Below are 20399 nucleotides of genomic sequence, written 5' to 3'. Positions count from 1 at the left end.
TTCGCCAAGGAACCAGGAACTTTGACCCGGCATCAGACGTTACGAGGCCGTCACCGTCGTGCGGCTCACTCCCACCCGCACGCTGTTGACCAGCGACAACCGGCCCGCCACGGCCCGCCGCCGACGATCGTCACCGTCCCACGCCGTTGACCGTCGAACACGCTTCCCGCCGGAACCCCGCCCACCGGCCCCGACTCACCCGCCCCACACACAACTTAAGCAACACTCGCGCACCGATTGGCCCCGGTGCGGGGCGGACTGGCACGATGGCCGAATGCGCATTCTGGTCATCGGCGGCACCCGCTTCATCGGTCTCCACTTCGCCGAGGCGGCGCTGGCCGCCGGGCACGAGGTCACGGTACTGCACCGCGGCCGCTCCGGCGCCGGGCTGCTCCCGGACGCCACCCACCTGATCGCCGACCGCGACGCCGACCTGTCCGCGCTGCGCGGCCGCAGCTGGGACGCCACCGTCGACCTCTGCGCCTACTTCCCGCGCCAGGTGCGGGAGTTGGCCGCAGCACTCGATCCCGGCGCGGCCGGGCGCTACCTCCTGGTCTCCTCGCTCTCGGTGTACGACGTCCCGGCCGCCCCGGGTTTCGCCGAGGACTCCCCGCTGCTTCCCGCCGACGGCCCGGAGGCCGCGGAGGTCACCGTCGAGAGCTACGGCGTCCTCAAGGTCCAGTGCGAGCGCACCGCCCGGGAGTCCTTCGGTCCGCAGACGCTGCTGGTCCGCCCGACGTACGTGATCGGCCCCCGGGACTACACCCACCGCTTCGACTACTGGGTGGAGCGCCTCACCCGGGGTGGCGAGGTGCTCGCCCCGGGCCGGCCGGACGCCCCGCTCCAGGTCGTCGACGTCCGCGACCTCGCCGCCTGGATGCTCGCCCTGCTGGAGCGGGGCGCCTCCGGCGCCTACCACGCCGCCACTCCCCCGCCGTTCGGCCTGGGGGACCTGCTCGACGCCGTCGCCTCGGCGGTCGCCCCGCCCGGCACCAGCCTCACCTGGGTGTCCGAGGACTTCCTGCGCACCGCCGGCGTCCCGGAGCGCGCCCTGCCGCTGTGGCCCGCCGCCCCGGAGATCCGCGCCACCAGCACCGCCGATCCGGCCGCCGCCCTCGCCACCGGGCTGACTCTCCGCCCGGTGGCCGACAGCGCCCGGGACATCCAGCCGTTCGAACACGTACCGGGCACCCTCGACCCCGCCCGGGAGGCCGAGCTGCTCGACGCCTGGCACCGGCGGTAGCCACCTCCCCACCGGCCACCGGCGCGGGCCGACCGCCGCCCCGCAGCAGCCGGTCCGGCCCCGGCCCGGACATCTCCCGGGCCGGGGCCCACGCGGAGCCCCGCCGCCCGGCCGCAGGCCGCCCCGGCCCGCGACGCCGCTCAGCCCGCGACGGGCGGGTTGAGCCGGGCGAAGGCCTCCTGCCGGCGGTACGGGAAGTACGGGTACGGCGCGGTGCGCGCGCTCGCCGCGTCCAGCCGGGCCACCTGGTCCTCCGTCAGCGCCCAGCCGACCGCGCCGAGGTTCTGGCGCAGCTGCTCCTCGTTGCGGGCTCCGATGATGACCGAGGAGACGGTCGGACGGCGCAGCAGCCAGTTGATCGCCACCTGGGGGACGGTGCGGCCGGTCTCGGCGGCGACCTCGTCCAGTGCGTCGACCACCCGGTACAGCAGCTCGTCCTCCACCGGCGGGCCGTAGTCGGCGGTGTCGTGCAGCCGGCTGCCGTCCGGGAGCGGCTGCCCGCGGCGGATCCTCCCGGTGAGCCGGCCCCAGCCGAGCGGGCTCCAGACCAGGGCGCCCACGCCCTCCTCCCGGGCGAGCGGCATCAGCTCCCACTCGTAGTCGCGGCCGACGAGCGAGTAGTAGACCTGGTGGGCGGCGTACCGGGGGCGGCCGTGCCGGTCGGCGAGGGCGAGGGACTTCATCAGCTGCCAGCCGGAGAAGTTGGAGACGCCGGTGTAACGGATCTTGCCGGCCCGGACCAGGTCCTCCAGGGTCGCGAGCACTTCCTCGATCGGGGTGCCGGCGTCGTAGGCGTGCAGCTGGAAGAGGTCCAGGTGGTCGGTGCCGAGGCGGCGCAGCGCGTCGTCCACGCTCCGCAGCAGCCGGGCGCGGGAGGTGCCGGCGTCCTGCGGGCCGTCGCCGGTGGGCAGTCCGGCCTTGGTGGAGATCAGCACCTGGTCGCGGCGGCCGCGGATCGCCTGGCCGAGCACCTCCTCGGAGGCGCCGTCGGAGTAGACGTCGGCGGTGTCGAAGAGGGTGACACCGGCGTCGATGGCGATGTCGAGCAGCCGACGGGCCTCCTGGACGTCGGTGGTGCCCCAGGCGCCGAACAGCGGGCCGCGGCCGCCGAAGGTGCCGGTGCCGAGGCTGAGCGCGGGCACCTTGAGCCCGGACGCGCCGAGCCGGCGGTACTCCATGTCGGTGGCGATGGTCATGACGGTTCTCCCCTCGGAGCCCCTAATGGGACTCCCGTTCCGTTAGGATGCCCTGAACCTAGCAGACCCCGGACTTCTAATGGAACAGGAATCCCGTTAATGGCCGTCGAGCCCTCCACGCCCGAGCCCTCCACACCCGGCACGGTCCGCCCCGGCGGCCGGACCGCCCGGGTCCGCGCCGCCGTCCTGCGCGCCGCCGAGGACGCCCTGGTCGAGCACGGCTTCGGCGGCCTCGACCTCGGCGACATCGCCCAGCGGGCCGAGGTCGGACGCACCACCGTCTACCGCCGCTGGGGCAGCACCACCGCCCTGGTCGCGGACCTGCTCGCGGACATGGCCGAGCAGTCGCTGCCGCGCACCGACAGCGGCTCCCTCGCCGGGGACCTGCGGGCCAACGCCCGGCTCGTCCAGCGCACCCTGGCCGACCCGCGGCAGGGCGCGCTCTTCCGCGCCGTCCTCGTGGCGGCGACCTGCGACCCGGACGCGGCCGAGGCCCTGCGGCACTTCTACCGGCGCCGGGTCGAGGAGTGGGCGCCGTGCGTCACCGCGTCCGTCGAGCGCGGCGAGCTCCCGCCGGACACCGACGGGTGCGAGGTCGTGCGGGCGGTCTCGGCGCCGCTCTACTACCGGATGCTCACCACCGCGGAGCCGCTGGACGAGGCGTCCGCCGACCGTGCGGCGGAGGCCGCCGAGGCGGCGGCCCGGGCCGGGGCGTACCGGCGCCGGGACGCGTAGGGCCGGTACGCCCCGGACGCGAACGGCCGGTCCCCGGGGACGCGAACGGCCGCACAGCGCCGAAGCGTTGTGCGGCCGTCGGGCCCGGGTGGGCCGAGGTGGGCCCGGAGGAGGCCGGGAGAGCGCAGGAAGGGCCGGGAACGCCCCGGGGCGTCAGCCCTCGTCCAGGTCCTCGTACTCCTCGCGCAGGTTCTCCAGCAGGCCCACCCAGAGGTCCGACTCGTCCGGCCCCTGCCCCGCCGCGGCCACACGCGCGGAGAACTCGTCCAGTGCGGCCCTGGCGTCCCCACCGCGGATCCGGCCCTCCAGGCGGGCCAGCAGCGCCAGCGCGCCGATCACCCCGGGCAGCGAGTCGGCCGCCCGGCCGCCGTAGCCGCTCCCGTGGTCCCAGCCGTTCGGGTCGTAGATCCGCACGGCGCCGGTGTCGCCGGCCACCATCAGGTGCTGGTCGTCGAACCTGCCGACGCAGTACCCCCAGTTGCTCGGCGGGGTGTCGTCGTCCGGCGTGCGCTCGCCGAACAGCTCGTCCAGGTCCGCCTCCCACATCCCGCGCCCGGGCAGCTTCGTGGCGTCGAAGCCGAGGAATTCCAGTTCGACGGCCGGCACGCCGACCTCGCTCAGGAACGCCCGGGCCTCCTCCGACGTCAGCCGCTCGGGCAGCGCCGCGGGCTCGGGCCGCCACAGCGTGCCGGGGCCGAAGCAGGACTCCAGCCAGGCCGCGCCGGGGTTCCGGACGGCGGCCGTCAGCTCGGCGTCGGTCGTGGTCATCGGTGCGTCTCCCCCGGTCGGAACGGTACTCCGGCGCCATTCAAGCGCACCGCTCCGACAGCGGGGGCCGCCGGGGGGCGCTCCCCGACGGCCCTTCCGGGGCTCCGGCCCGACGGCCTAGAAGAAGCCGTCGTCCTCGTAGTAGTTGTTGACGACGACCTGCGGGTCGTCGTCGAAGGCCTCGTTCAGCAGCGCTCCGCCGACCAGGCCGGCCGCGCCGGCACCGATCAGCGCACCGGTGCCGAAGCGACGCCCGCCCTGGGCCTGCTGGCCGGGCACCTGCGGCTGGCCCTGCTGGACCGGCTGCGGGACCGGCTGCGGGTAGCCGGCCGGCTGCGGGGTGTAGAACGGCGGCACGTTGGTCTGCACCCGCTGGGCGCAAGCCACACAGGCCTCGATCTGGCGCGGCACGCCCCACTGCGGCGACCAGTACACCGCCGTGGTGCCGGCGCCGTGCGAGGGGTCGAAGAAACACGTCACGGGGGAACTCCCTGGTCCTGGCGGGGTCGTCGGAACGGCGGGTACGGCGGCGGGCAGCACGGCCGGCACCGCGGCCGCTACCGGCGGCGCGGGCAGCGCTGCGGGCGGCACGGGCAGCGCTACGGGCGGCTTCACCGGGGCGGGCGCGGCGGCGGGCGCCGGCTGCAGGACGTCCACGCCGAAGTCGGCGGCGATGCCCGCGAGCCCCGCGGCGTACCCCTGCCCGACCGCACGGAACTTCCAGTCCGCGCCGTGCCGGTACAGCTCGCCGAACACCATCGCCGTCTCGCTGCCGGCCTCCGGCGCCACGTCGTACCGGGCCACCTCGGCGCCGGTGTCCGCGTCGACGACCCGGATGTGGGCGCCGCGGACCTGCCCGAAGGACTGCCGCCGCTGCGCCGCGTCGTAGATCGCCACCGCGAAGACGATCTTCTCCACTCCGGCGGAGACCTCCTCGAGCCGGACCTCGATCTGCTCGCGGTCGGAGCCGCCGCCGGACCCGCCCCGGTGCCGGACCGAGCCGTCCGGGCTCTGCAGGTTGTTGAAGAAGACGAAGTGCTGGTCCGAGGCGACCTTCCCGTCCGCCCCGCAGAGCAGCGCGCTGGCGTCCAGGTCGTACCCGGCTCCGGCCGTCCAGCCGAGGCCCACCCGGACCACCCTCAGCCCGGGGGCCTGCTTGCCCAGGGAGACGTTGCCGCCCTTCGTCAGGGCCACGCTCATGGAACTCCTCCACCACCGTACGAGTACCGCTGTTCGACCACGACAACGCTGTAGAAGTTGGCTCGGTTCCCGGTCGAACCATCAGTTTTCCGTCAAGGCCGGAACAGCGCCCCACCAGCGGCGGAACACCGTCCGGCCGCCCCGGCGGCAGCCGTCCCGGCAGCGGGGGACGCCGGGGCGGCGCTCTGGCGGGCCGTCAGGTCCGGACCTATTGTCAGCGGACATGACATATCTACGCCGCGCCGCCGGACTGGCCGCCGCGCTCACCGGAACGCTCGCCGCCCTGCTGGCCCCGGCCGCCGCCCAGGCCGCCCCGGCCGGCTGCCGCACCTCCGCCACGGTGCCGCTGGACGCCGAGCAGGCCCGCCTCCAGGACGCCCGCACGACCGGCTTCACCGAGCGCTCCGGCCTGGGCGAGCTGCCCGGGGGCTTCCCTTCCGCCCTGTGCGAGGCCCGCAACGCCCGGCAGGCCGAGCGGGTGGTGACCGCCTGGGGCCGGACCCTCTGGCAGGCCGGCCTGGACCGCGCCCAGGGCCGGCGGCCGAGCGGCGAACTGCCCGCCCGGGACGACCGCCCGCTGTACTGGACCAGACTCGCCATGACCGTCCAGCTCGCCCGCTGGCAGCCCCGGTTCGGCGTCGACCACGCCGCGCTGCGGTCCCGTTTCGAGGACGCCTCGCGCGGCCTGAACGACGGCTTCGACTCCGCCCGCGGCGTCCGGCGGATCTTCGTCAGCGGCTTCGACCCGTTCGGCCTGGACACCGAGCCGCGCCGCGCCAACCCCTCCGGCTCGGCCGTCCTGCAGTTGCACGGGCAGCGGATCACGCTCGCCGACGGCAGCACCGCGGAGGTCCGGGCGGTCGTGCTGCCCGTGCGCTACGGGGACTTCGACGGGGGCATCGTGGAGCGCGCCTTCGCCCCGCACCTGCGGCCGGGCCGGCAGTCCGCCGACCTGATCACCAGCATCAGCCAGGGCTACCCGGGCAAGTTCACCCTGGAGGAGTGGGCCGGGCGCGCCCGCTCCGCCGACCCGGCGACCGACAACGCCGCCGCGCTCTCCGGCGGCACCACCCAGCACCCGGTGGACGCCCCGGGGCTGGCCCCCGGGCCGCAGTTCGTCCGCACCACCCTGCCGACCGACGCCATGAGGGCCGTCCAGCAGCCCTACCCGGTACTGCTCAACACCTTCGTCACCGAGATCCCGGCGGGCGCCACCGCCCCCGTGTTCCGGCCGGACGGCCCCACCCCCGGTTCCCGCGCGGTCTCCGGTGGCGGCGGCGGGTACCTCTCCAACGAAGTCGCCTACCGCTCCAACCGGCTGCGCACGATCCTCGCCCCGGGCCTGCCCGGCGGCCATCTGCACACCCCGGTCCTGACCGGCCTGCCGGCCGACCCGAACCTGCTCACCGCACCGGAGTTCGAGCGGAACGAGACCGCGATCGGCGACGAGGTGCGGGCGATCCTGAGCGCCGCCCGGCTCTGACGGACCGTCCGGGGCGGGCGCCGGCGCACCGGCCCGCCCCCGGACGCCCGTTCAGACCGGGTCGGCGAAGCGGGTGCCCACCGCGCGGGCGCGCGACTCGGCGATCTCGGCGTAGGCGGCGTCGCGCCCCGCCCAGTGCGAGCCCTCGACGGACTTGCCGCGCTCCAGGTCCTTGTAGACCAGGAAGAAGTGGGTGATCTCCAGCAGGTCGAACCCGCGCAGGTCGTCGATGTCCCGCAGGTCCGCGTAGCGCGGGTCGCGGGACGGGACGCAGAGCACCTTCTGGTCCGGGCCGCGCTCGTCGCGCATCACCCACATGGCCACCGCCCGGCAGGTCCGCACGCAGCCGGGGACGGCCGGCTCGCCGCCGAGCACCAGGGCGTCCAGCGGTTCGCCGTCGCCGCCGAGGGTGCCCTCGACGAAGCCGTAGTCGGCCGGGTAGCGGGTGGCCGTGAAGAGGGTGCGGTCCAGGCGGATCCGGCCCGCCGCGAAGTCCATCACGTACTTGTTCCGCGACCCCTGCGGGATCTCGATCATGACCTCGAACTCCACCGCGGCCTCCTCCTCGGCTCCTGGGGGAATTGTCCGCCGTCCGGACGGCCATCGAAAGCACCCCCGCCGTTCGACCGGCGCCGCCACCCCCCGGCGCGAACGCCCCCCGCCCCGGACGGGCACCCGCGCCACCCACACACGCACCCCCAGCCGCACCCGCACCCGCACCCGCCGCAGCGGCCCGTATCGGCCCAGGTCTCGATTGTGCGGCGGAACCGACGGCCCGACAGTTCTTCGTCCACGATTCCCCTACCGTGACGCCTGCAACAACCGTCACCACGCAAGAGGGGGCACGCCCATGTCCCGGAGCCGGAAGCTCCACCGCCTCAGCAACCCCGACGCCGACGAACGCCGCGCCCAGCGCGCGCTGTTCCGTCACCTCCGCGACGACACCAACGCCAACCGCGGCCGGATGGCCAGGCGCGTCCGCGAACTCCAACTCCTGCTGGCGATGGACCCGGTCGAGTTCGAGGGCCTCATCGGCCGGCTGATGGAGGCGATGGGCATGAAGGTCGAGCTCACCGCCCGGTCGCGGGACGGCGGCGTGGACGTCCGCGGCATCGACCCGGACCCGTTCCGGGGCGGCAACGTCATCGTGCAGGTGAAGCGGTACCGGGACACGGTGACGCCCTCCGCGGTGCGGGACCTGTACGGGACGCTGCGGCACGACCGGGACGCGACCAAGGCCGTCCTGGTCACCACCAGCAAGTTCGGCCCCAGCTCGCACCAGTTCGTCGCGGGCAAGCCGATCAGCCTGATCAACGGCTCCGAACTGGTCGGGCTGCTCAGGCACCACGGCTTCGACGAGGTGTTCGCGGACGCCCAGGACGAGGCCTCCGCCACGGCCGGCGCCCTGGACGGCCTGCCCGCGATCGAGGTGGCCACCGAGCCCTCCCGGCTGCTCCTGCACTGGACCGGGGAGGAGGAGTACGACATCGCCGCGTTGGTCTGCACGGGTAACGCGGCGCTCTCCGACGACCACCTGGTCTTCTACAACAACGGCTCGACGCCCGACGGTTCGGTGCGGCTGGTGACCGGCTACGGAGACGCGAACGCCTGCCTGATGGTCGACTTCGACGCGCTGCCCGCCGAGGTCGACCGGCTGGTCGTCATCGCCGCCGCCGACACCGAGAACCACCCCGGGGCCACCATGGGCGGATTCGCCGGGCCGGCGCTGATCCTGGAGGCGGGCTCCGGGCAGGACGCGGCCGTGGTGCACCTGGCGGACGGCGCGGAGACCAACACCGCGATGCGGCTCGGCCGGTTCGACCGCGATCCCTCCGGGGACTGGGAGTTCACCCCGGCGCTCGCCGGGTACCCGGGTGGGCTGCGCCAGGCCGTGACCGCGTACGGGCTGGAGGTCGTGGACGCGTGACGGCGCGGGGCACCCGGCCGCCACCGGGTGCCCCGCAGTTCGACTCTCGTCGTCTCGTCGCAACTCTCAGCTCACGATGGGCAGTTCCAGCACCGACCCCCGGTCGCCGCCCCAGCCGATCCGGTAGCCCGCCTGCCCGTCGGCGGGGAGGAGCTGGAAGGAGTCGGGGTTGGCGGCGGCGACGGTGAGCCTGATCCGGTCTCCGGGCCGGAACAGCACCGAGACGGGCTGGAGGTCGATGGTGACGCGCTGGGCGCGGCCCTGCGGGAAGTCCTCGGCGTCCTCGGCCGCGTAGCTGCGCGGGGTGCGCAGCCGGCGCCAGTCCGGGTTGTCGTCGCGATCGGCCACCGCCCGCTCGGTCAGGGCCAGTTGACCCTCCGTCAGATAGGTCACCCGGCCGTCCGGGGCGACGTCCTCCAGGTAGACGTGCAGGGCGCCGCGCGCCGAGCCGGCCAGTCCGGTGACGTCGAGGGCGACCTTGCCGTTGCCGGTGACCCGGGTGTCGGCGGTCAGCGGTGCGGTGGTGTAGCTGAGCAGTTTGGCGTCGACGGCGGCGCGGTCGGGGTAACTGACCTCGTCTCCGCTGAGGTTGGTGTTCCAGCGGTCCAGCGGGCCGGTGCCCGCGGTCGGGTCGAGGCGCAGCAGGTCGGAGCCGCCGCGGCGGTCGTCCGCCAGGCCGCCGAGGGTGCCACCCGCGCCGAGGGGGAACCGCTGGGTGCGGGTACCGGGCACCGGCCAGCGGGTGGTGGTGCGCCAGACGCCCTCGTTGAAGGTGTAGTAGTGCACCTGCCGGCGTCCGTCGGGGCGGGCGTTCCCCCGGACGTAGCGGTCGAAGAAGTCGACCACGCGCCGGTCGTTCTCCTCGTGTTCCCGCGCGGTGAGCGGGCGGGCGGGCTGGAACGGGTCGGCGAGCCAGCCGGCGCCGTGGTTCCACGGGCCGATCCAGTCGTCCTGGGTGTTGGACAGGCCGGTGAACTGGGAGAGCACCCCGTTGGCGGTGCCCGCGTCGAGCCAGCCGGCGCGGGTGAGGACGGGCACCCGGCCGGCCTCGACGGCGTCGGTCCGCTCGCCGACGCTGCCGACCGTCCAGCTCTTCGGGCCGTCCCGGTAGTCGCGGTGGACGCCGGTGTGCGCCATCTCGACGAGGTTGGCGTTGTTCGTGTGCTCGGCGCGCGCGGCGGCGAGCAGGGCCGGGCCGTCGGGCCCGTCGACCGGCCGGGGCTGGAAGCCGGTGAGGCCGACGTCCACGCAGAGCCTGCGGGTCTGCTCGTCGGTCTCGCAGGTGGTGCCGCCGGCCCCGTCGAGGATGCGCAGCAGCAGCGCGTACTGGGCGATCCGCGGTTCGATGAGCACGCCGCCGGGGCGCACCAGGTCCTCGTACGGGTCGAAGTCGTAGGAGATGGGGGCGGCGGCGGTGATGTGGTGGTTGCCGAGGGAGGTGGCGAGCATCGCGGTGTCGCCGCCGTAGGAGATGCCGGTGGTGCCGACCCGGCCGTTGGACCAGGGCTGGGCGGCGATCCAGTCGCTGAGCGGGCCGCTGTCGGCGGTCACGTCGGCGCCGAGTTCGGAGGTGAGGGTGCCGAAGGAGGCTCCGGTGCCGCGCAGGTCGGCGGTCACGAAGGCGTAGCCGCGGGCGGTCCACCGCTCGGCCTCGCCGCTGGTGCCGCCGGGTTGGCCGGCCCGGACCCGGGCCCGCCAGTAGCGCTGGGTGACCAGGATGGTGGGCAGGTGGGCGCCGGCCCGGGTGCCCTCGGGCAGGTAGACGTCGACGGCGAGGCGGACCCCGTCCGGCATGGTCACGTAGCGCGACCGCAGATGCGGCTCGGCGGGCCCGCCGGCCCCCGCGTCGGGCCCGGCGGCGGCCGCCGGGACGACCGAGAGTCCGAGTGCGGCGGCAGCCGCGACCAGCGCCGCCAGCGGGCGGCGCGGTATCCCCCGCCTCATCGGACGGTCGCCTTCCGGGGGCCTTCCTCCGGGCGTACCTCGGCGCCGTCCGGGACCGTCACCGCGGCGGCGTCCCCGGCGTCCGCGCTGTGGAAGGGCTGCCGACCTGCCTGATTGCTCATTGCGACGACCTGGCCTCTCTCGTACGAGCGAGTAGCGTGGTCCCGTCCCCCACCGTCGATGGGACCACGCGCGCCCGGCCGTCCACCAGAGCGTCCTACCCTGAGACGACCCCGATGCGGCCCTGACCCTCCCCGGAGTCCTGGACGTGTCCGGAGTCCTGAACGTGTCCGGAGTCCTGGGAGGGTCCGCCCGCCGGGCCGTCGCCGAAGTCGCGCACCGCCTCGGTGACGATCGCCTCCAGCCGGGCGTGGTGGGCGCCGCGCCAGTAGGCCTGGCCGCAGTCGGCGCACTGGGCGAAGGCGTCGTAGGAGCGCTCGGTGCCGTCCCGCAGCTGCTCGCGCACCGAGGTCTTGGTGGCCGGGTGCAGGGTGCCGTTGCAGGTGGTGCAGCGGCTCCAGGGGGCGAGCGGCGGCGCGAAGCGGGAGAGCACGTCGCGCAGTTGCTCGGCGGGGCGGTGGCTGTAGACGTAGGCGCCGGCCCACAGTTCGCGCCGGCGCAGCAGTCCGCGGTCGCGGGAGAGCATGATCCGCTGTTCGGCGGCCGAGCGGGCGGCCAGGGCGGCGTCGCCGATGTCGGGGTTCTCGTACGCGGCGTCGACACCGAGCAGGCGCAGCCGCCGGGCGAGGGTGCCGAGGTGGACGTCCAGCAGGAAGCGCGCCGGGCCGGGCACGGGCTGCGGCCTGGCCACGGCCAGGACGGCGATCTCCTCGCCGTCGGCCGGCACGTGGGTGTCGGGCACGGCCCGGCCGTCCACCAGCAGGCCGCCGACCTCGGTGAGCGGGACGCCCAACGACTCGACGACGTGGCCGAGGGTGGAGCTGCCGTCGGTGCGCAGCGCGGTGCGGCCGGCCCGCCGGGGCGCGGAGACGAAGAGGTGCAGCTCGGGGGCGAAGTCGAGCCGGATCTGAGGTCGGTCCACGCGGCCAGCATGCCAGCGGGCGGCGGGCCGGGGCCACCGGGTTTCCGGTCCGCTCCCGGGCCCGCCGTCGCGGCCTTCCGGGTCGGGCCCGCCGTCGCGGCTTCCCGGGTCGGCCCCCGACCCGACGTCCCCCGGACGGGGCCCGCCACCGCGGCGTTCGCCGTCAGGCCCCCGGCGACGCGCCCGCGGCCACCGGTGACGGCGGTGGCACCGCGGGGCCGCGGTCCCGCGCCGCCCAGCGGGCGACCGGGCCCATCGCGTACCCCGCCGCGAGGAACACTCCGCCGAGGACCAGCCAGCCGGCCAGGCCCCCGTCCAGCAGCAGCGTGGTGAGCAGCAGCGGCCCGAGGGTGCGGGCGACGGCGACGCCGGTGCCGAAGAAGCCCTGGTACTGGCCGATCCGCCCGGCCGGGGCGAGGTCGAAGGCGATCTGCCAGCTGCCGGCCGACTGCTTCATCTCCCCGGCCACCTGCAGGACGGAGGCGGCGACCAGCAGCGCGCCGACCGCCCAGACCGGCACGTCCAGCGCGGACAGCCCGAAGACGGCGCAGGAGCCGAGCAGCAGCAGCCCGGCGGAGCGGACCGCCCGGGCGGCCGGGTCCAGTCCGGTGATGCCGCGTGCCGCCCGGACCTGGAAGGCCAGCACCGCGAGGGTGTTGAGCACGAACAGCGCCGAGCCGAGCCAGCCGATCCCGGGGGCGCGCGCGGCGATCCAGAGCGGGATGATCAGGCTGAGCAGGGGCATCCGCAGCAGCAGGACGGCGTTGACCGCGGTGACGGCGGCGTACCGGCGGTCGCGCAGCACGGCGAGCCGCGGCCCCGCGTCCGACGGCCCCGCCGGGGCCGGGGCCTCGGGCAGCCGCCGCAGGACCAGCGCGCTGAGCAGGAAGCCGAACGCGGTGACGGCGAAGGCCGAAAGGTAGGCGGCGCGGGTGCCGACGCTGAGCGCGATGCCGCCGATCGCCGCTCCAACGGCCAGTCCGCCGTTGAGGGTCGACTGGATGTGGGCGAGCAGGGCGGTGCGCTGCGCGGGTGGCACCAGGGCGGCGACCAGCGCCTGGCGGGCGGCTGTCAGGCCGGACTGCGCGGTGGCGTAGAGGCAGACCGCGAGCAGGAACAGCGGGTAGGAGCGGATCACCAGGAAGGCGGCGACCACGGCCGCCGTGCCGAGTGCGAGCGCCACCGAGGTGCGGCGCGGGCCGCGCCGGTCGGCGAGGTGGCCGAGCGGGACGCCGGCGACGGAGCCGAGTGCCCAGGCGAGGGTGAGGCCGAGCCCGAGGGCGGTCGGCGACATCCCGACGACCCGGGTGAAGTAGAGCGCGGAGCAGGTGTAGTAGGCACCGTCGCCCACGGCGGCGGCCAACTGGGCGGCCGCGAGGGTCCGCTGGGGCCCGGCGGGCGGCAGGGCGTCCCAACGGGCGGCTCGGTGGGTCGGCATGCTCCTCCTTCTCCGATGCGCGGGTGTCACCCGCCGGACGCATCCGGGCGGTCACCCACACGCGTCCACCTGCGTAAACGTCTTCACGGACCGTCACCCCTGCCCGCGACCGCCGGACGGGCGGCACGCGGAGCCGATCTCCGCGACCGCCGGTGCCGGCGCGCCCCCACTCTAGAGAAAAACCGGCCCAGTGGAACGGTCCAGTGATCAAGGAATTCCCTGGGCCAATCCGTCGCGCCGCCGCACCGCCGACCGACCCCTGAACCCGCGTGCGAGAGGCGCCAGTTGGCGCCTCCGAGCCCTTCAGGGCGAGCTCGCCCCGGCCTCGCCCGCGCCTCCGAAGCGCCGTCCGTACCCGCTCCGAATCCACTCCGGCCGCCCGCCGCGAAACCGCGATCGGGCAGACCAGGGGCCAACTTTGACCGTGTTGACCCGTCAGTAGCGCCCTTTTATGCTCAACGGCGTTCGCGATCCGGCACCGGGCCGGGGCCACGCCGCCCGCCCGTTCCCGTCGCCGTCCCCGGCTCGAAGGGTGGCCCCCCATCAGCACCTCCACCGCCCCCTCGGACTCCCCCAGCCGACCCGGCGGCACCGACCACCCGCACACCCGCGCCCTCCCCGGCGGCCCGGGCCCCGCCGCCGCCCCGACCGCCCCGACCTCCCCGGATACCCCCACCGGCCCCACCGTCCCCACCGCCCCGGACACCGCGGCCCCGAACGGGGCCACCCGCCGCCGGCGCTTCCTCACCTACCTGCTGGCCGCGCCCACCCTCACCGTCGCCGCCGGTCTCGGCCTCGACGCCGCCGCGCCCGCCCCCGCACGGGCCGCCGCCCCGACCCCCGTCCCGCGGCCCGCCTCGGCCGCCGTGCCCGTCCGGGAGACCGCCCTCCCCCATCAGCTGATCGGCCTGCCCGGCATCCCCGACATCGTCGACCTCGGCGACGCGATGATCATCGCCGGTCTGCCGACCGCGCACCTGCTGGTCCTCGAAGTCACCCCCGCCGGCCGGGCCGCGCTGCACCTGCCCCGGCTGGAGGTCGGCCAGGGCCTCACCACCTCGATCGCCATGATCGTCGCCGAGGAGCTCGACGCCCGCCTCTCCGACGTCGACGTCCCGCTCTGCGACTCCCGCCCCGAACTGCTCTTCAACCAGCTGACCGGCGGCTCCAACTCGATCCGCTCGCTCTACGACCCGGTGCGCGCCGCGGCCGCCGCCGCCCGCGCCCGGCTGGTGACCGCCGCCGCCAGGCGCTGGAACGTTCCCGCGGCCACCCTGCGCACCGCCGACTCCGCCGTCCTCGCCCCCGACGGCCGCCGACTCGGCTACGGCGACCTCGCCGCCGAGGCGGCCAAAGTCGCCGTACCCGCCGTCCCGGCCGTCCCCAAGACCCCCGACCAGCTGCGCCTGGTGGGCAGGCCGACCGGCCGGATCGACGCCCGCGACATCGTCACCGGCCGCGCCAAGTACGCCGGGGACCTCCAGATCCCGGGCGCCGTGCCCACCGTGGTCGCCCGGCCGACCACCGTCAACGGCACCCTCAAGTCCCTGGACGCCTCCGCCGCCCGCGCCATGCCCGGGGTGCTCGGCGTGGTGCCGATCCCGACCGGCGTCGCCGTCCTCGCCGAGACCTTCGACCAGGCGCTCAAGGCCCGCGACGCGCTGCGCACCACCTGGAACCCGGGCCCGGTCGCGGGCCTGTCCGACGCCGACGTCCGGTCCCGGCTGCGCGCCGCCCACCTGCCCTCGCTCCCGCCGCCGCTGCTCTCCCACCGGGTGCAGGCGGAGTTCGACTTCGCCTTCGTCAACCACGCCCCGATGGAGGTGCTCACCGCCGTCGCCGACGTCCGGCCGAACCGCGCCGAGCTGTGGTTCGCCTCGCAGAGCCCGATCCTCGCCCAGGGCACCATCGCCGCCGAACTCGGCCTGCCGGAGAACGCCGTCACCGTCCACGTGGTGCGCGGCGGCGGCTCGTTCGGCCGCCGGCTGTTCTTCGACGCCGCCCTGGAGGCCGCCCAGGTCTCCAAGGCCGCCGGCCGCCCGGTCAAGCTGATGTGGACCCGCAACGACGACATGCGCCACGGCCGGGTGCGCCCGGCCAGCCACCACGTCGTCCGGGCCACCTACGGCCTCGGCCAGGTGTTCAGCTGGGAGCACCACGTGGCCGGCGTCCGGACCGACCTCGGACACGGCCTCGGCGACATGCTCACCGCCGCCGGCTACAACCTCCCGCTGGCCGGGCTCACCGCCTCCGAACTGTTCTTCCTGCTCACCGAGAAGATCCCGTACGACGTCGGAGTGCCCACCCAGCTGCTCGCCGAGGTGCCGCTGGAGCTGAACACCGGAAGCTGGCGCTCGGTCTACTCGGGCACCGTCCGGGTCACCGACGAGATCATGATGGACGAACTCGCCCGCCGGATGGGCCAGGACGAGCTGGGCTTCCGCCGCGACCGGATGCGCAGCGCCGCCGGGCGGGCGGTGCTGGACGAGCTCGCCAAGCGCGGCAACTGGGGCCGCCCGATGCCTCCCGGCCACGCCCAGGGCATCGGCTACCACGACGAGCACAGCGCCAGCGCCGGGTACCTGGTCGAGCTGGACGCCACCGACCGCGCCAACCCCCGGGTGACCAAGGCCGTCGTCGTCGCCGACGTCGGCCGGGTGATCAACCCCAAGGGCCTGGAGGCCCAGCTGACCGGCGCGCTGGTCGACGGCATCTCGGTGATCCTGCAGGCCGGCAACCACCTGGACAACGGGGCCTTCCGGGAAGGAAGTTACGGCGACTTCCACTACGCCCGGCAGCGGCACACCCCGCCGGTGGTCGAGGTCCACCTGATGCCGCCGAGCGGACCGCCCGGCGGCGCGGGTGAGTTGGGCGTCCCGGCCGCCTCGGCCGCCGTCGCCAACGCCTATGCCCGCGCGACCGGCACCAGCCCCCGCTCCTTCCCGATCGAATTCTGACCTCCGGCACCATCCGACCACCTGCTGAGGAATCCCGACTCCCCATGCCCACCCACACCTTCGTCCTCAACGGGCGGCCCGTCAGCGTCGAGGCCCCGGACGACATGCCGCTGCTCTGGGTCCTGCGCGACAAGCTCGGCGTCACCGGCCCCAAGTACGGCTGCGGGGTGGGCGTCTGCCGCGCCTGCACCAGCCACCTGGACGGCGAGGAGTTCCAGCCCTGCACCCGGTCCGTCAAGGACTGCGGGGGCCGCACCGTCACCACCATCGAGGGCCTGGCCGACGGCGAGGTCCTCCACCCCGTCCAGGAGGCCTGGCTCGCCTGCGACGTCGCCCAGTGCGGCTTCTGCCAGCCCGGCCAGATCATGACCGCCGTCGCCCTGCTGCGCCGCACCCCGAACCCGACGGACGCGGACATCGACCGGATCCAGAACGTCTGCCGCTGCGGCACCTACCCGCGCATCCGTGAGGCGATCAAGCAGGCCGCCGCGCGGCAGGCCGCCAAGCCCTGAGCCGCCCGAGTCGGCTTGAACCGCCCCGAACCGCCCCGAACCGCCCTGAACTGCCCTGAACTGCCCTGAACCGCCGTGGGCCGACCGGCACCCCGCGGCCCCTGGCCCGGCCGGCCCGGAGCACCTAGGCTTGCCGGACCACGTCGCCGAGCCGGCAAGGATGACGCATGATCAGGCGCCGTTCACTGCTCGCCCTCGCGGGCCTGGGAGGCTCCGCCGCCCTGCTGCCCGCCGGGCCCGCCCTCGCCGCCCCGCCGCGGACCGTCGACCTGCCCGCGCCGCCGCGCACCATCGACCTGCCCGCGCCCACCGTCGGCCGGCCGGTCGGCACCACGAGCCTGCACCTGGTGGACCACGACCGACCCGACCCGTTCGCACCCACCCCCGGCCCGCGCGAGCTGATGGTGCAGTTCTGGTACCCGGCGCGCGGCACCGCCGGCCGGCCCCGCGTGCCCTACACCACTCCCCGGGTCGCGGCCGCGATCGAACAGATCCTGCCGCTGGACCCGGGCACCCTCGACCTGGTCCGCCCCACCGCCCGCGCCGGCGCACCCGCCCACCCCGGCCCGCTCCCCCTGCTGCTGCTCGGCCACGGCCGCACGGGCGGACGCAGCAACTGCACCGCGCTGGCCGAGGAGTTGGCCGCGCACGGCTACCTCGTCGCGGCCGTCGACCACACCTACGACGCCGCCGCCGTCGAGTTCCCGGACGGCCGGCTGGTGCGCAGCGTCCTGCCGGAGGACCCGCCGGACTGGGACGCCGCCGAGCGCAAGGAGATCGCCGCGCGGGTCGGCGACCTGCGCTTCGTCACCGATGAACTGACCGACGGCCGACTGCCGTTCCGGGTCGACGAGGAACGGATCGGCGTGCTCGGCCACTCCATGGGCGGAGCCGCGGCCGCCGAGGCACTGCGCCTGGACCCGCGCTTCCGGATCGGCCTCGACCTCGACGGCGGCCTGTTCGGCTCCCCCGTCCCGGAGCTCGGGCTGGACCGGCCGTTCCTGCTGCTCACCTCGATCGACGACCACGACACCTGGCAGCGCTGGCGCGAGCACCACCGCTCCTGGGGCCGCCAACTGCGCACCCTGGGCGCGGGCCACCTCACTTTCACCGACCTGCCGCACGCCGCCGTCCCCGGCAACCTCCCGGCCCACCTGCCCCCCGAGGTCTACACCAGGCTGCTCGGCACCATCGCCCCCGCCCGCGCCACGGCGCTCACCCGCACCTACGTCCGGGCCTTCGCCGACCACTTCCTCCGCGGCCGCCCCGCCCCGCTCCTCGACGCCCCGTCCCCGCGCCACCCGGAGATCGAGTTCCGCTGGAGCCACTCGTAGGCACTCCGGCGCCGGGGTGCGGCGCCGGGGTGCGCGCATCGCACGGCGCAGCCGGGAACACCTCCCGGCCGCCGGGCCGGTGGCGCGCCTCCCCGCAGCCGGGGGTCCGAAGACAGGCCCTGCCTAACTCATCGGGCCCGCCGCCGGGTCGCGGCCGAAGAAGGCGGCGAGCCGGTCGTACGCCGGGGCGTCGTCGGGGACGGCGACGGCGGGGCCGAAGGCGTGCCGCTCCTCCTCCGCGCCGCGGTACTCGGGCTTGAGCGCACCGCCGGCCCAGGCGAGCGCGGCGAGCGCGACCTCGTGGTCCAGGCCCTCGGTGGACTGGCCGGTGGCGTGGGCCAGGTCCCAGCCGTGGACGGCGAATTCGGCGGTCTGCTGGTCGACCGGGAAGCGGGCCGGCAGGGCGCCGAAGCCGGGGATCTCCAGGGTGCCGCCGAGGTCGCCGGCCGCGCGCCAGGCGTCGACCAGTTCCTCGGCCCCGGCCTCGAAGGCGTGCAGCCAGTCGTCCTCGACCCGTTCGAAGGGCTGCGACCAGTCCGGCTGCCCGCCCTTCGCCCGTACGGTGAACTGCCGCAGGTCGTGCAGGAGGTGGCTGATCAGGTCGCCGACGTCCCAGGAGCGGCAGGGCGTCGGGTGGCCGGCCAGCTCGACGCCGGTGCCGTCGATCAGCCCGGCGGTCTGCGCGAGGGCCCGGGCGAGCAGCCCGATCGGGTCTTCCGCTGCGGTCATGGCACACCTCTCGGTACGGGGTCCCGGTGCGGGAGCACGGGTCGTGCCGGGCGATCGTAAGCGCGGGCGCAGACAACCGCCCGGCACGACACCGTGCCGCCGGGTCCCGTGCGTCAGGCGGCGAAGCCGCCGTCCACCGCCAGCTCGGCGCCGGTGACGTACCGGCCGTCCTCGCCCGCCAGGTAGGCGACGGCGGCGGCGACGTCCGCGCCGGTGCCGAAGCGGCCGAGCGCGGTGAGCCCGCGCTGGAACTCCGCCGACGGGCCGTCGACCGGGTTCATGTCGGTGTTGATCGGCCCCGGGTGGACCAGGTTGGCGGTGATCCCGCGCGGCCCGAGCTCCCGGGCCAGCGCCTTGGTCAGGCCGATCAGCGCGGCCTTGCTGGTCGCGTACAGCGTGGCGCCGGGGAAGGCGACGCGCTGGGCGATGCAGCTGCCGACGGTGACGATCCGTCCGCCCTCGGCCAAGTGCGCGGAGGCCGCCCGGGCGTAGAGGAAGGGTGCCCGGACGTTCACCTCCAGCACCCGGTCGACGTCCGCCAGGGTGAGGTCGCCGATCGGGCCGAGGACGCCGACCCCGGCGTTGTTCACGAGGACGTCCAGCTTCCCGAACCGCTCGACGACGGCCTCGACCACGCCCTCCACCGCCTGCGGGTCGGCGCTGTCCGCCCGTACGGCCCAGCCGGTCCGCCCCATCGCGGTGATCTTCGCGGCGATCTCCTCGGCCCGCTCCGCAGCGCCCTGGTAGGTCACCACCACGTCGGCGCCGTCCTCGGCCAGCCGCAGGGCGACCGCCGCCCCGATCCCCCGGCTGCCGCCGGTCACCAGGGCCACCTTGCCGTCGAGCACCGTCGCACCGTTCATCGTCATATCTCCAGAACTCCTCGTTCCGATCTCGGACATGACTCGATCCTGGTCCGGCGGGCTTCAAACCTCCGGCGGTATTCGGACGTTGCGTTCAACGTTCAACAATTCCGTGCGGCGCCCCGCACCCCGGCGCACACGCCCGCCAGTGGTAGTACGACCCGACCGCCGGCTGACCCGTCCAGTTGGGCCCGGCCGCCGGGTCGGCTCCGGCGTAGGCGAAGGGCAGCGCGACCTTCCGCCCGCCGTCCAGGACCAGCAGGTGCCGGCGCGCCCGGTACTCGAAGCCGGCCGACCGCAGCGCCGCCACCACCGCGCGGGCCGCACCGGAGCCGTCCGGGCGGCGCACCGACTCCGGGTCGAAGTGCGCGGCGAACCGGCCGTCCGGGGTCAGCCAGGACGCGGCGCGGGTGATCGCACCGAGCTGGTCACCGAGGTAGTGCAGCCCGTGCACACAGGTGATCAGGTCGTAGGACCGCTCCGGCTCCCAGTCCGCCACCGCCGCCGTGACCAGGCGCAGGTGCGGCAGCTCCGCCAGGTCCGGCGGCGGGGCCGGCGGGCCGACCAGGTCCACACCGGTCAGCTCCACGACCGCACCCGGGGTCCGCCTCCGGGCCGCCGCCAGCAGCGCCCGGCCCTCGCCGCTGCACAGGTCCAGCCACCCCGGCGTCGCACCCCCGTGCTCCGCCAGCCAGGCGAGCGGGTCGAAGCCGAGCTCGCGGGCGTAGCTGTTCACCCCGGTGAGCCCGCGCTCGCGGTTCATCGTGCTGTTGGCCACCACCGGGGAGGCGGTGAGCTCGCTGTCGTCGATCAGTCGGATCATCGGCCGACCCTACCGGCGGGGGCGCGACAGCCGACCGCACGCGGAGGACGGGGCCCCGCAAGGGCCTGCCAGGGCTCGCAGCGGGCCGTAACGGGCCGTTAACGGCCCGCGAACGCACCGGAACCGGCCGCGGCGGCCCCGCCCGGCGAGGGCGGCGCCCCGGCCCGGGGGCAAGACACCCTCGGGGCGGTCCCCCCCCGCCGGG

At 75.4% G+C, this 20399-nt stretch carries 18 protein-coding genes; 7 read left to right on the top strand and 11 right to left on the bottom strand.

Features of this window, described 5'->3' with window-relative positions:
• Positions 1 to 274: 274 nt before the first annotated feature.
• Positions 275 to 1243, top strand: a complete 969-nt coding sequence (locus ACWGJO_RS23425) for an NAD-dependent epimerase/dehydratase family protein (protein ID WP_452186509.1) — start codon at positions 275 to 277, stop codon at positions 1241 to 1243.
• Between the two features lie 140 nt (positions 1244 to 1383).
• On the opposite strand, the gene ACWGJO_RS23420 is transcribed toward ACWGJO_RS23425, so the two are convergent.
• Positions 1384 to 2421 (bottom strand): aldo/keto reductase, encoded by a 1038-nt coding sequence (locus ACWGJO_RS23420; protein ID WP_452186553.1) that lies wholly within the window; start codon positions 2419 to 2421, stop codon positions 1384 to 1386.
• Positions 2422 to 2538: 117 nt separating this feature from the next.
• Here ACWGJO_RS23420 and ACWGJO_RS23415 point away from each other — a divergent pair, with 117 nt between their 5' ends.
• Positions 2539 to 3174, top strand: a complete 636-nt coding sequence (locus ACWGJO_RS23415; protein WP_452186507.1) for a TetR/AcrR family transcriptional regulator — start codon at positions 2539 to 2541, stop codon at positions 3172 to 3174.
• A 153-nt stretch (positions 3175 to 3327) separates the two neighbouring features.
• Here the strand turns inward: ACWGJO_RS23415 and ACWGJO_RS23410 are convergent, their stop codons facing one another.
• Positions 3328 to 3942, bottom strand: coding sequence for an SUKH-4 family immunity protein (locus tag ACWGJO_RS23410; RefSeq protein ID WP_452186505.1), 615 nt, complete (start codon positions 3940 to 3942; stop codon positions 3328 to 3330).
• 117 nt (positions 3943 to 4059) lie between these two features.
• A complete protein-coding gene (locus tag ACWGJO_RS23405; RefSeq protein WP_452186503.1) occupies positions 4060 to 5142 on the bottom strand; it encodes a TerD family protein in 1083 nt (360 codons plus the stop codon).
• Positions 5143 to 5365: 223 nt separating this feature from the next.
• Here ACWGJO_RS23405 and ACWGJO_RS23400 point away from each other — a divergent pair, with 223 nt between their 5' ends.
• On the top strand, positions 5366 to 6625 hold the full coding sequence (locus ACWGJO_RS23400) for a pyroglutamyl peptidase (protein WP_452186502.1): 1260 nt from the start codon (positions 5366 to 5368) through the stop codon (positions 6623 to 6625).
• A gap of 51 nt (positions 6626 to 6676) precedes the next feature.
• Here ACWGJO_RS23400 and ACWGJO_RS23395 read toward each other — a convergent pair whose 3' ends face one another.
• A complete protein-coding gene (locus tag ACWGJO_RS23395) occupies positions 6677 to 7177 on the bottom strand; it encodes an inorganic diphosphatase (protein WP_387693510.1) in 501 nt (166 codons plus the stop codon).
• Between the two features lie 298 nt (positions 7178 to 7475).
• Here ACWGJO_RS23395 and ACWGJO_RS23390 point away from each other — a divergent pair, with 298 nt between their 5' ends.
• A complete protein-coding gene (locus ACWGJO_RS23390) occupies positions 7476 to 8552 on the top strand; it encodes a restriction endonuclease (RefSeq protein WP_452186501.1) in 1077 nt (358 codons plus the stop codon).
• Positions 8553 to 8618: 66 nt separating this feature from the next.
• Here ACWGJO_RS23390 and ACWGJO_RS23385 read toward each other — a convergent pair whose 3' ends face one another.
• The 4 genes from ACWGJO_RS23385 to ACWGJO_RS23370 all read right to left on the bottom strand — a co-directional run bounded on the left by ACWGJO_RS23385 (position 8619) and on the right by ACWGJO_RS23370 (position 12976).
• Positions 8619 to 10496 (bottom strand): CocE/NonD family hydrolase, encoded by a 1878-nt coding sequence (locus tag ACWGJO_RS23385; RefSeq protein ID WP_452186500.1) that lies wholly within the window; start codon positions 10494 to 10496, stop codon positions 8619 to 8621.
• Positions 10493 to 10618: a hypothetical protein gene (locus ACWGJO_RS23380; protein WP_452186499.1), complete on the bottom strand. Its 126-nt coding sequence runs from the start codon at positions 10616 to 10618 to the stop codon at positions 10493 to 10495. The genes ACWGJO_RS23385 and ACWGJO_RS23380 overlap by 4 nt, the downstream gene beginning before the upstream one ends.
• 95 nt (positions 10619 to 10713) lie before the next feature.
• Positions 10714 to 11538 carry a Mut7-C RNAse domain-containing protein gene (locus ACWGJO_RS23375; RefSeq protein ID WP_452186498.1) on the bottom strand — a complete coding sequence of 275 codons (825 nt, stop codon included), beginning with the start codon at positions 11536 to 11538 and terminating at the stop codon, positions 10714 to 10716.
• A 163-nt stretch (positions 11539 to 11701) separates the two neighbouring features.
• Positions 11702 to 12976 (bottom strand): MFS transporter, encoded by a 1275-nt coding sequence (locus ACWGJO_RS23370; protein WP_452186496.1) that lies wholly within the window; start codon positions 12974 to 12976, stop codon positions 11702 to 11704.
• A gap of 866 nt (positions 12977 to 13842) precedes the next feature.
• On the opposite strand from ACWGJO_RS23370, the gene ACWGJO_RS23365 reads away from it, so the two are divergent.
• The 3 genes from ACWGJO_RS23365 (at position 13843) to ACWGJO_RS23355 (ending at position 17779) form a co-directional block, all read left to right on the top strand.
• Positions 13843 to 15933 carry a molybdopterin cofactor-binding domain-containing protein gene (locus tag ACWGJO_RS23365; protein ID WP_452186495.1) on the top strand — a complete coding sequence of 697 codons (2091 nt, stop codon included), beginning with the start codon at positions 13843 to 13845 and terminating at the stop codon, positions 15931 to 15933.
• Positions 15934 to 15977: 44 nt separating this feature from the next.
• On the top strand, positions 15978 to 16445 hold the full coding sequence (locus ACWGJO_RS23360; RefSeq protein ID WP_387693503.1) for a (2Fe-2S)-binding protein: 468 nt from the start codon (positions 15978 to 15980) through the stop codon (positions 16443 to 16445).
• Positions 16446 to 16612: 167 nt separating this feature from the next.
• A complete protein-coding gene (locus tag ACWGJO_RS23355) occupies positions 16613 to 17779 on the top strand; it encodes an alpha/beta hydrolase (protein ID WP_452186493.1) in 1167 nt (388 codons plus the stop codon).
• 123 nt (positions 17780 to 17902) lie between these two features.
• Here ACWGJO_RS23355 and ACWGJO_RS23350 read toward each other — a convergent pair whose 3' ends face one another.
• From ACWGJO_RS23350 to ACWGJO_RS23340, 3 genes are all read right to left on the bottom strand, one after another.
• On the bottom strand, positions 17903 to 18508 hold the full coding sequence (locus tag ACWGJO_RS23350; protein ID WP_452186491.1) for a TIGR03086 family metal-binding protein: 606 nt from the start codon (positions 18506 to 18508) through the stop codon (positions 17903 to 17905).
• Positions 18509 to 18621: 113 nt separating this feature from the next.
• Positions 18622 to 19410 carry an SDR family NAD(P)-dependent oxidoreductase gene (locus ACWGJO_RS23345; protein WP_452186489.1) on the bottom strand — a complete coding sequence of 263 codons (789 nt, stop codon included), beginning with the start codon at positions 19408 to 19410 and terminating at the stop codon, positions 18622 to 18624.
• A gap of 55 nt (positions 19411 to 19465) precedes the next feature.
• On the bottom strand, positions 19466 to 20194 hold the full coding sequence (locus ACWGJO_RS23340) for a class I SAM-dependent methyltransferase (RefSeq protein ID WP_452186487.1): 729 nt from the start codon (positions 20192 to 20194) through the stop codon (positions 19466 to 19468).
• Between the last annotated feature and the right edge of the window lie 205 nt (positions 20195 to 20399).

The organism is Kitasatospora sp. NPDC054795 (genome assembly GCF_053611565.1).
Note: the sequence above shows the minus strand (reverse complement) of the source record. Positions and strands in the feature narration are given on the sequence as shown.

Excerpts from the sequence above, each read along its gene's own strand:
- ACWGJO_RS23425 (WP_452186509.1), top strand. The coding sequence starts at position 275 with ATGCGCATTCTGGTCATCGGCGGCACCCGCTTCATCGGTCTCCACTTC.
- ACWGJO_RS23345 (WP_452186489.1), bottom strand. The coding sequence starts at position 19,410 with ATGTCCGAGATCGGAACGAGGAGTTCTGGAGATATGACGATGAACGGT.
- ACWGJO_RS23390 (WP_452186501.1), top strand. The coding sequence starts at position 7,476 with ATGTCCCGGAGCCGGAAGCTCCACCGCCTCAGCAACCCCGACGCCGAC.
- ACWGJO_RS23415 (WP_452186507.1), top strand. The coding sequence starts at position 2,539 with ATGGCCGTCGAGCCCTCCACGCCCGAGCCCTCCACACCCGGCACGGTC.
- ACWGJO_RS23380 (WP_452186499.1), bottom strand. The coding sequence starts at position 10,618 with ATGAGCAATCAGGCAGGTCGGCAGCCCTTCCACAGCGCGGACGCCGGG.
- ACWGJO_RS23370 (WP_452186496.1), bottom strand. The coding sequence starts at position 12,976 with ATGCCGACCCACCGAGCCGCCCGTTGGGACGCCCTGCCGCCCGCCGGG.
- ACWGJO_RS23400 (WP_452186502.1), top strand. The coding sequence starts at position 5,366 with ATGACATATCTACGCCGCGCCGCCGGACTGGCCGCCGCGCTCACCGGA.
- ACWGJO_RS23355 (WP_452186493.1), top strand. The coding sequence starts at position 16,613 with ATGATCAGGCGCCGTTCACTGCTCGCCCTCGCGGGCCTGGGAGGCTCC.
- ACWGJO_RS23360 (WP_387693503.1), top strand. The coding sequence starts at position 15,978 with ATGCCCACCCACACCTTCGTCCTCAACGGGCGGCCCGTCAGCGTCGAG.
- ACWGJO_RS23350 (WP_452186491.1), bottom strand. The coding sequence starts at position 18,508 with ATGACCGCAGCGGAAGACCCGATCGGGCTGCTCGCCCGGGCCCTCGCG.
- ACWGJO_RS23420 (WP_452186553.1), bottom strand. The coding sequence starts at position 2,421 with ATGGAGTACCGCCGGCTCGGCGCGTCCGGGCTCAAGGTGCCCGCGCTC.
- ACWGJO_RS23385 (WP_452186500.1), bottom strand. The coding sequence starts at position 10,496 with ATGAGGCGGGGGATACCGCGCCGCCCGCTGGCGGCGCTGGTCGCGGCT.
- ACWGJO_RS23340 (WP_452186487.1), bottom strand. The coding sequence starts at position 20,194 with ATGATCCGACTGATCGACGACAGCGAGCTCACCGCCTCCCCGGTGGTG.
- ACWGJO_RS23410 (WP_452186505.1), bottom strand. The coding sequence starts at position 3,942 with ATGACCACGACCGACGCCGAGCTGACGGCCGCCGTCCGGAACCCCGGC.
- ACWGJO_RS23405 (WP_452186503.1), bottom strand. The coding sequence starts at position 5,142 with ATGAGCGTGGCCCTGACGAAGGGCGGCAACGTCTCCCTGGGCAAGCAG.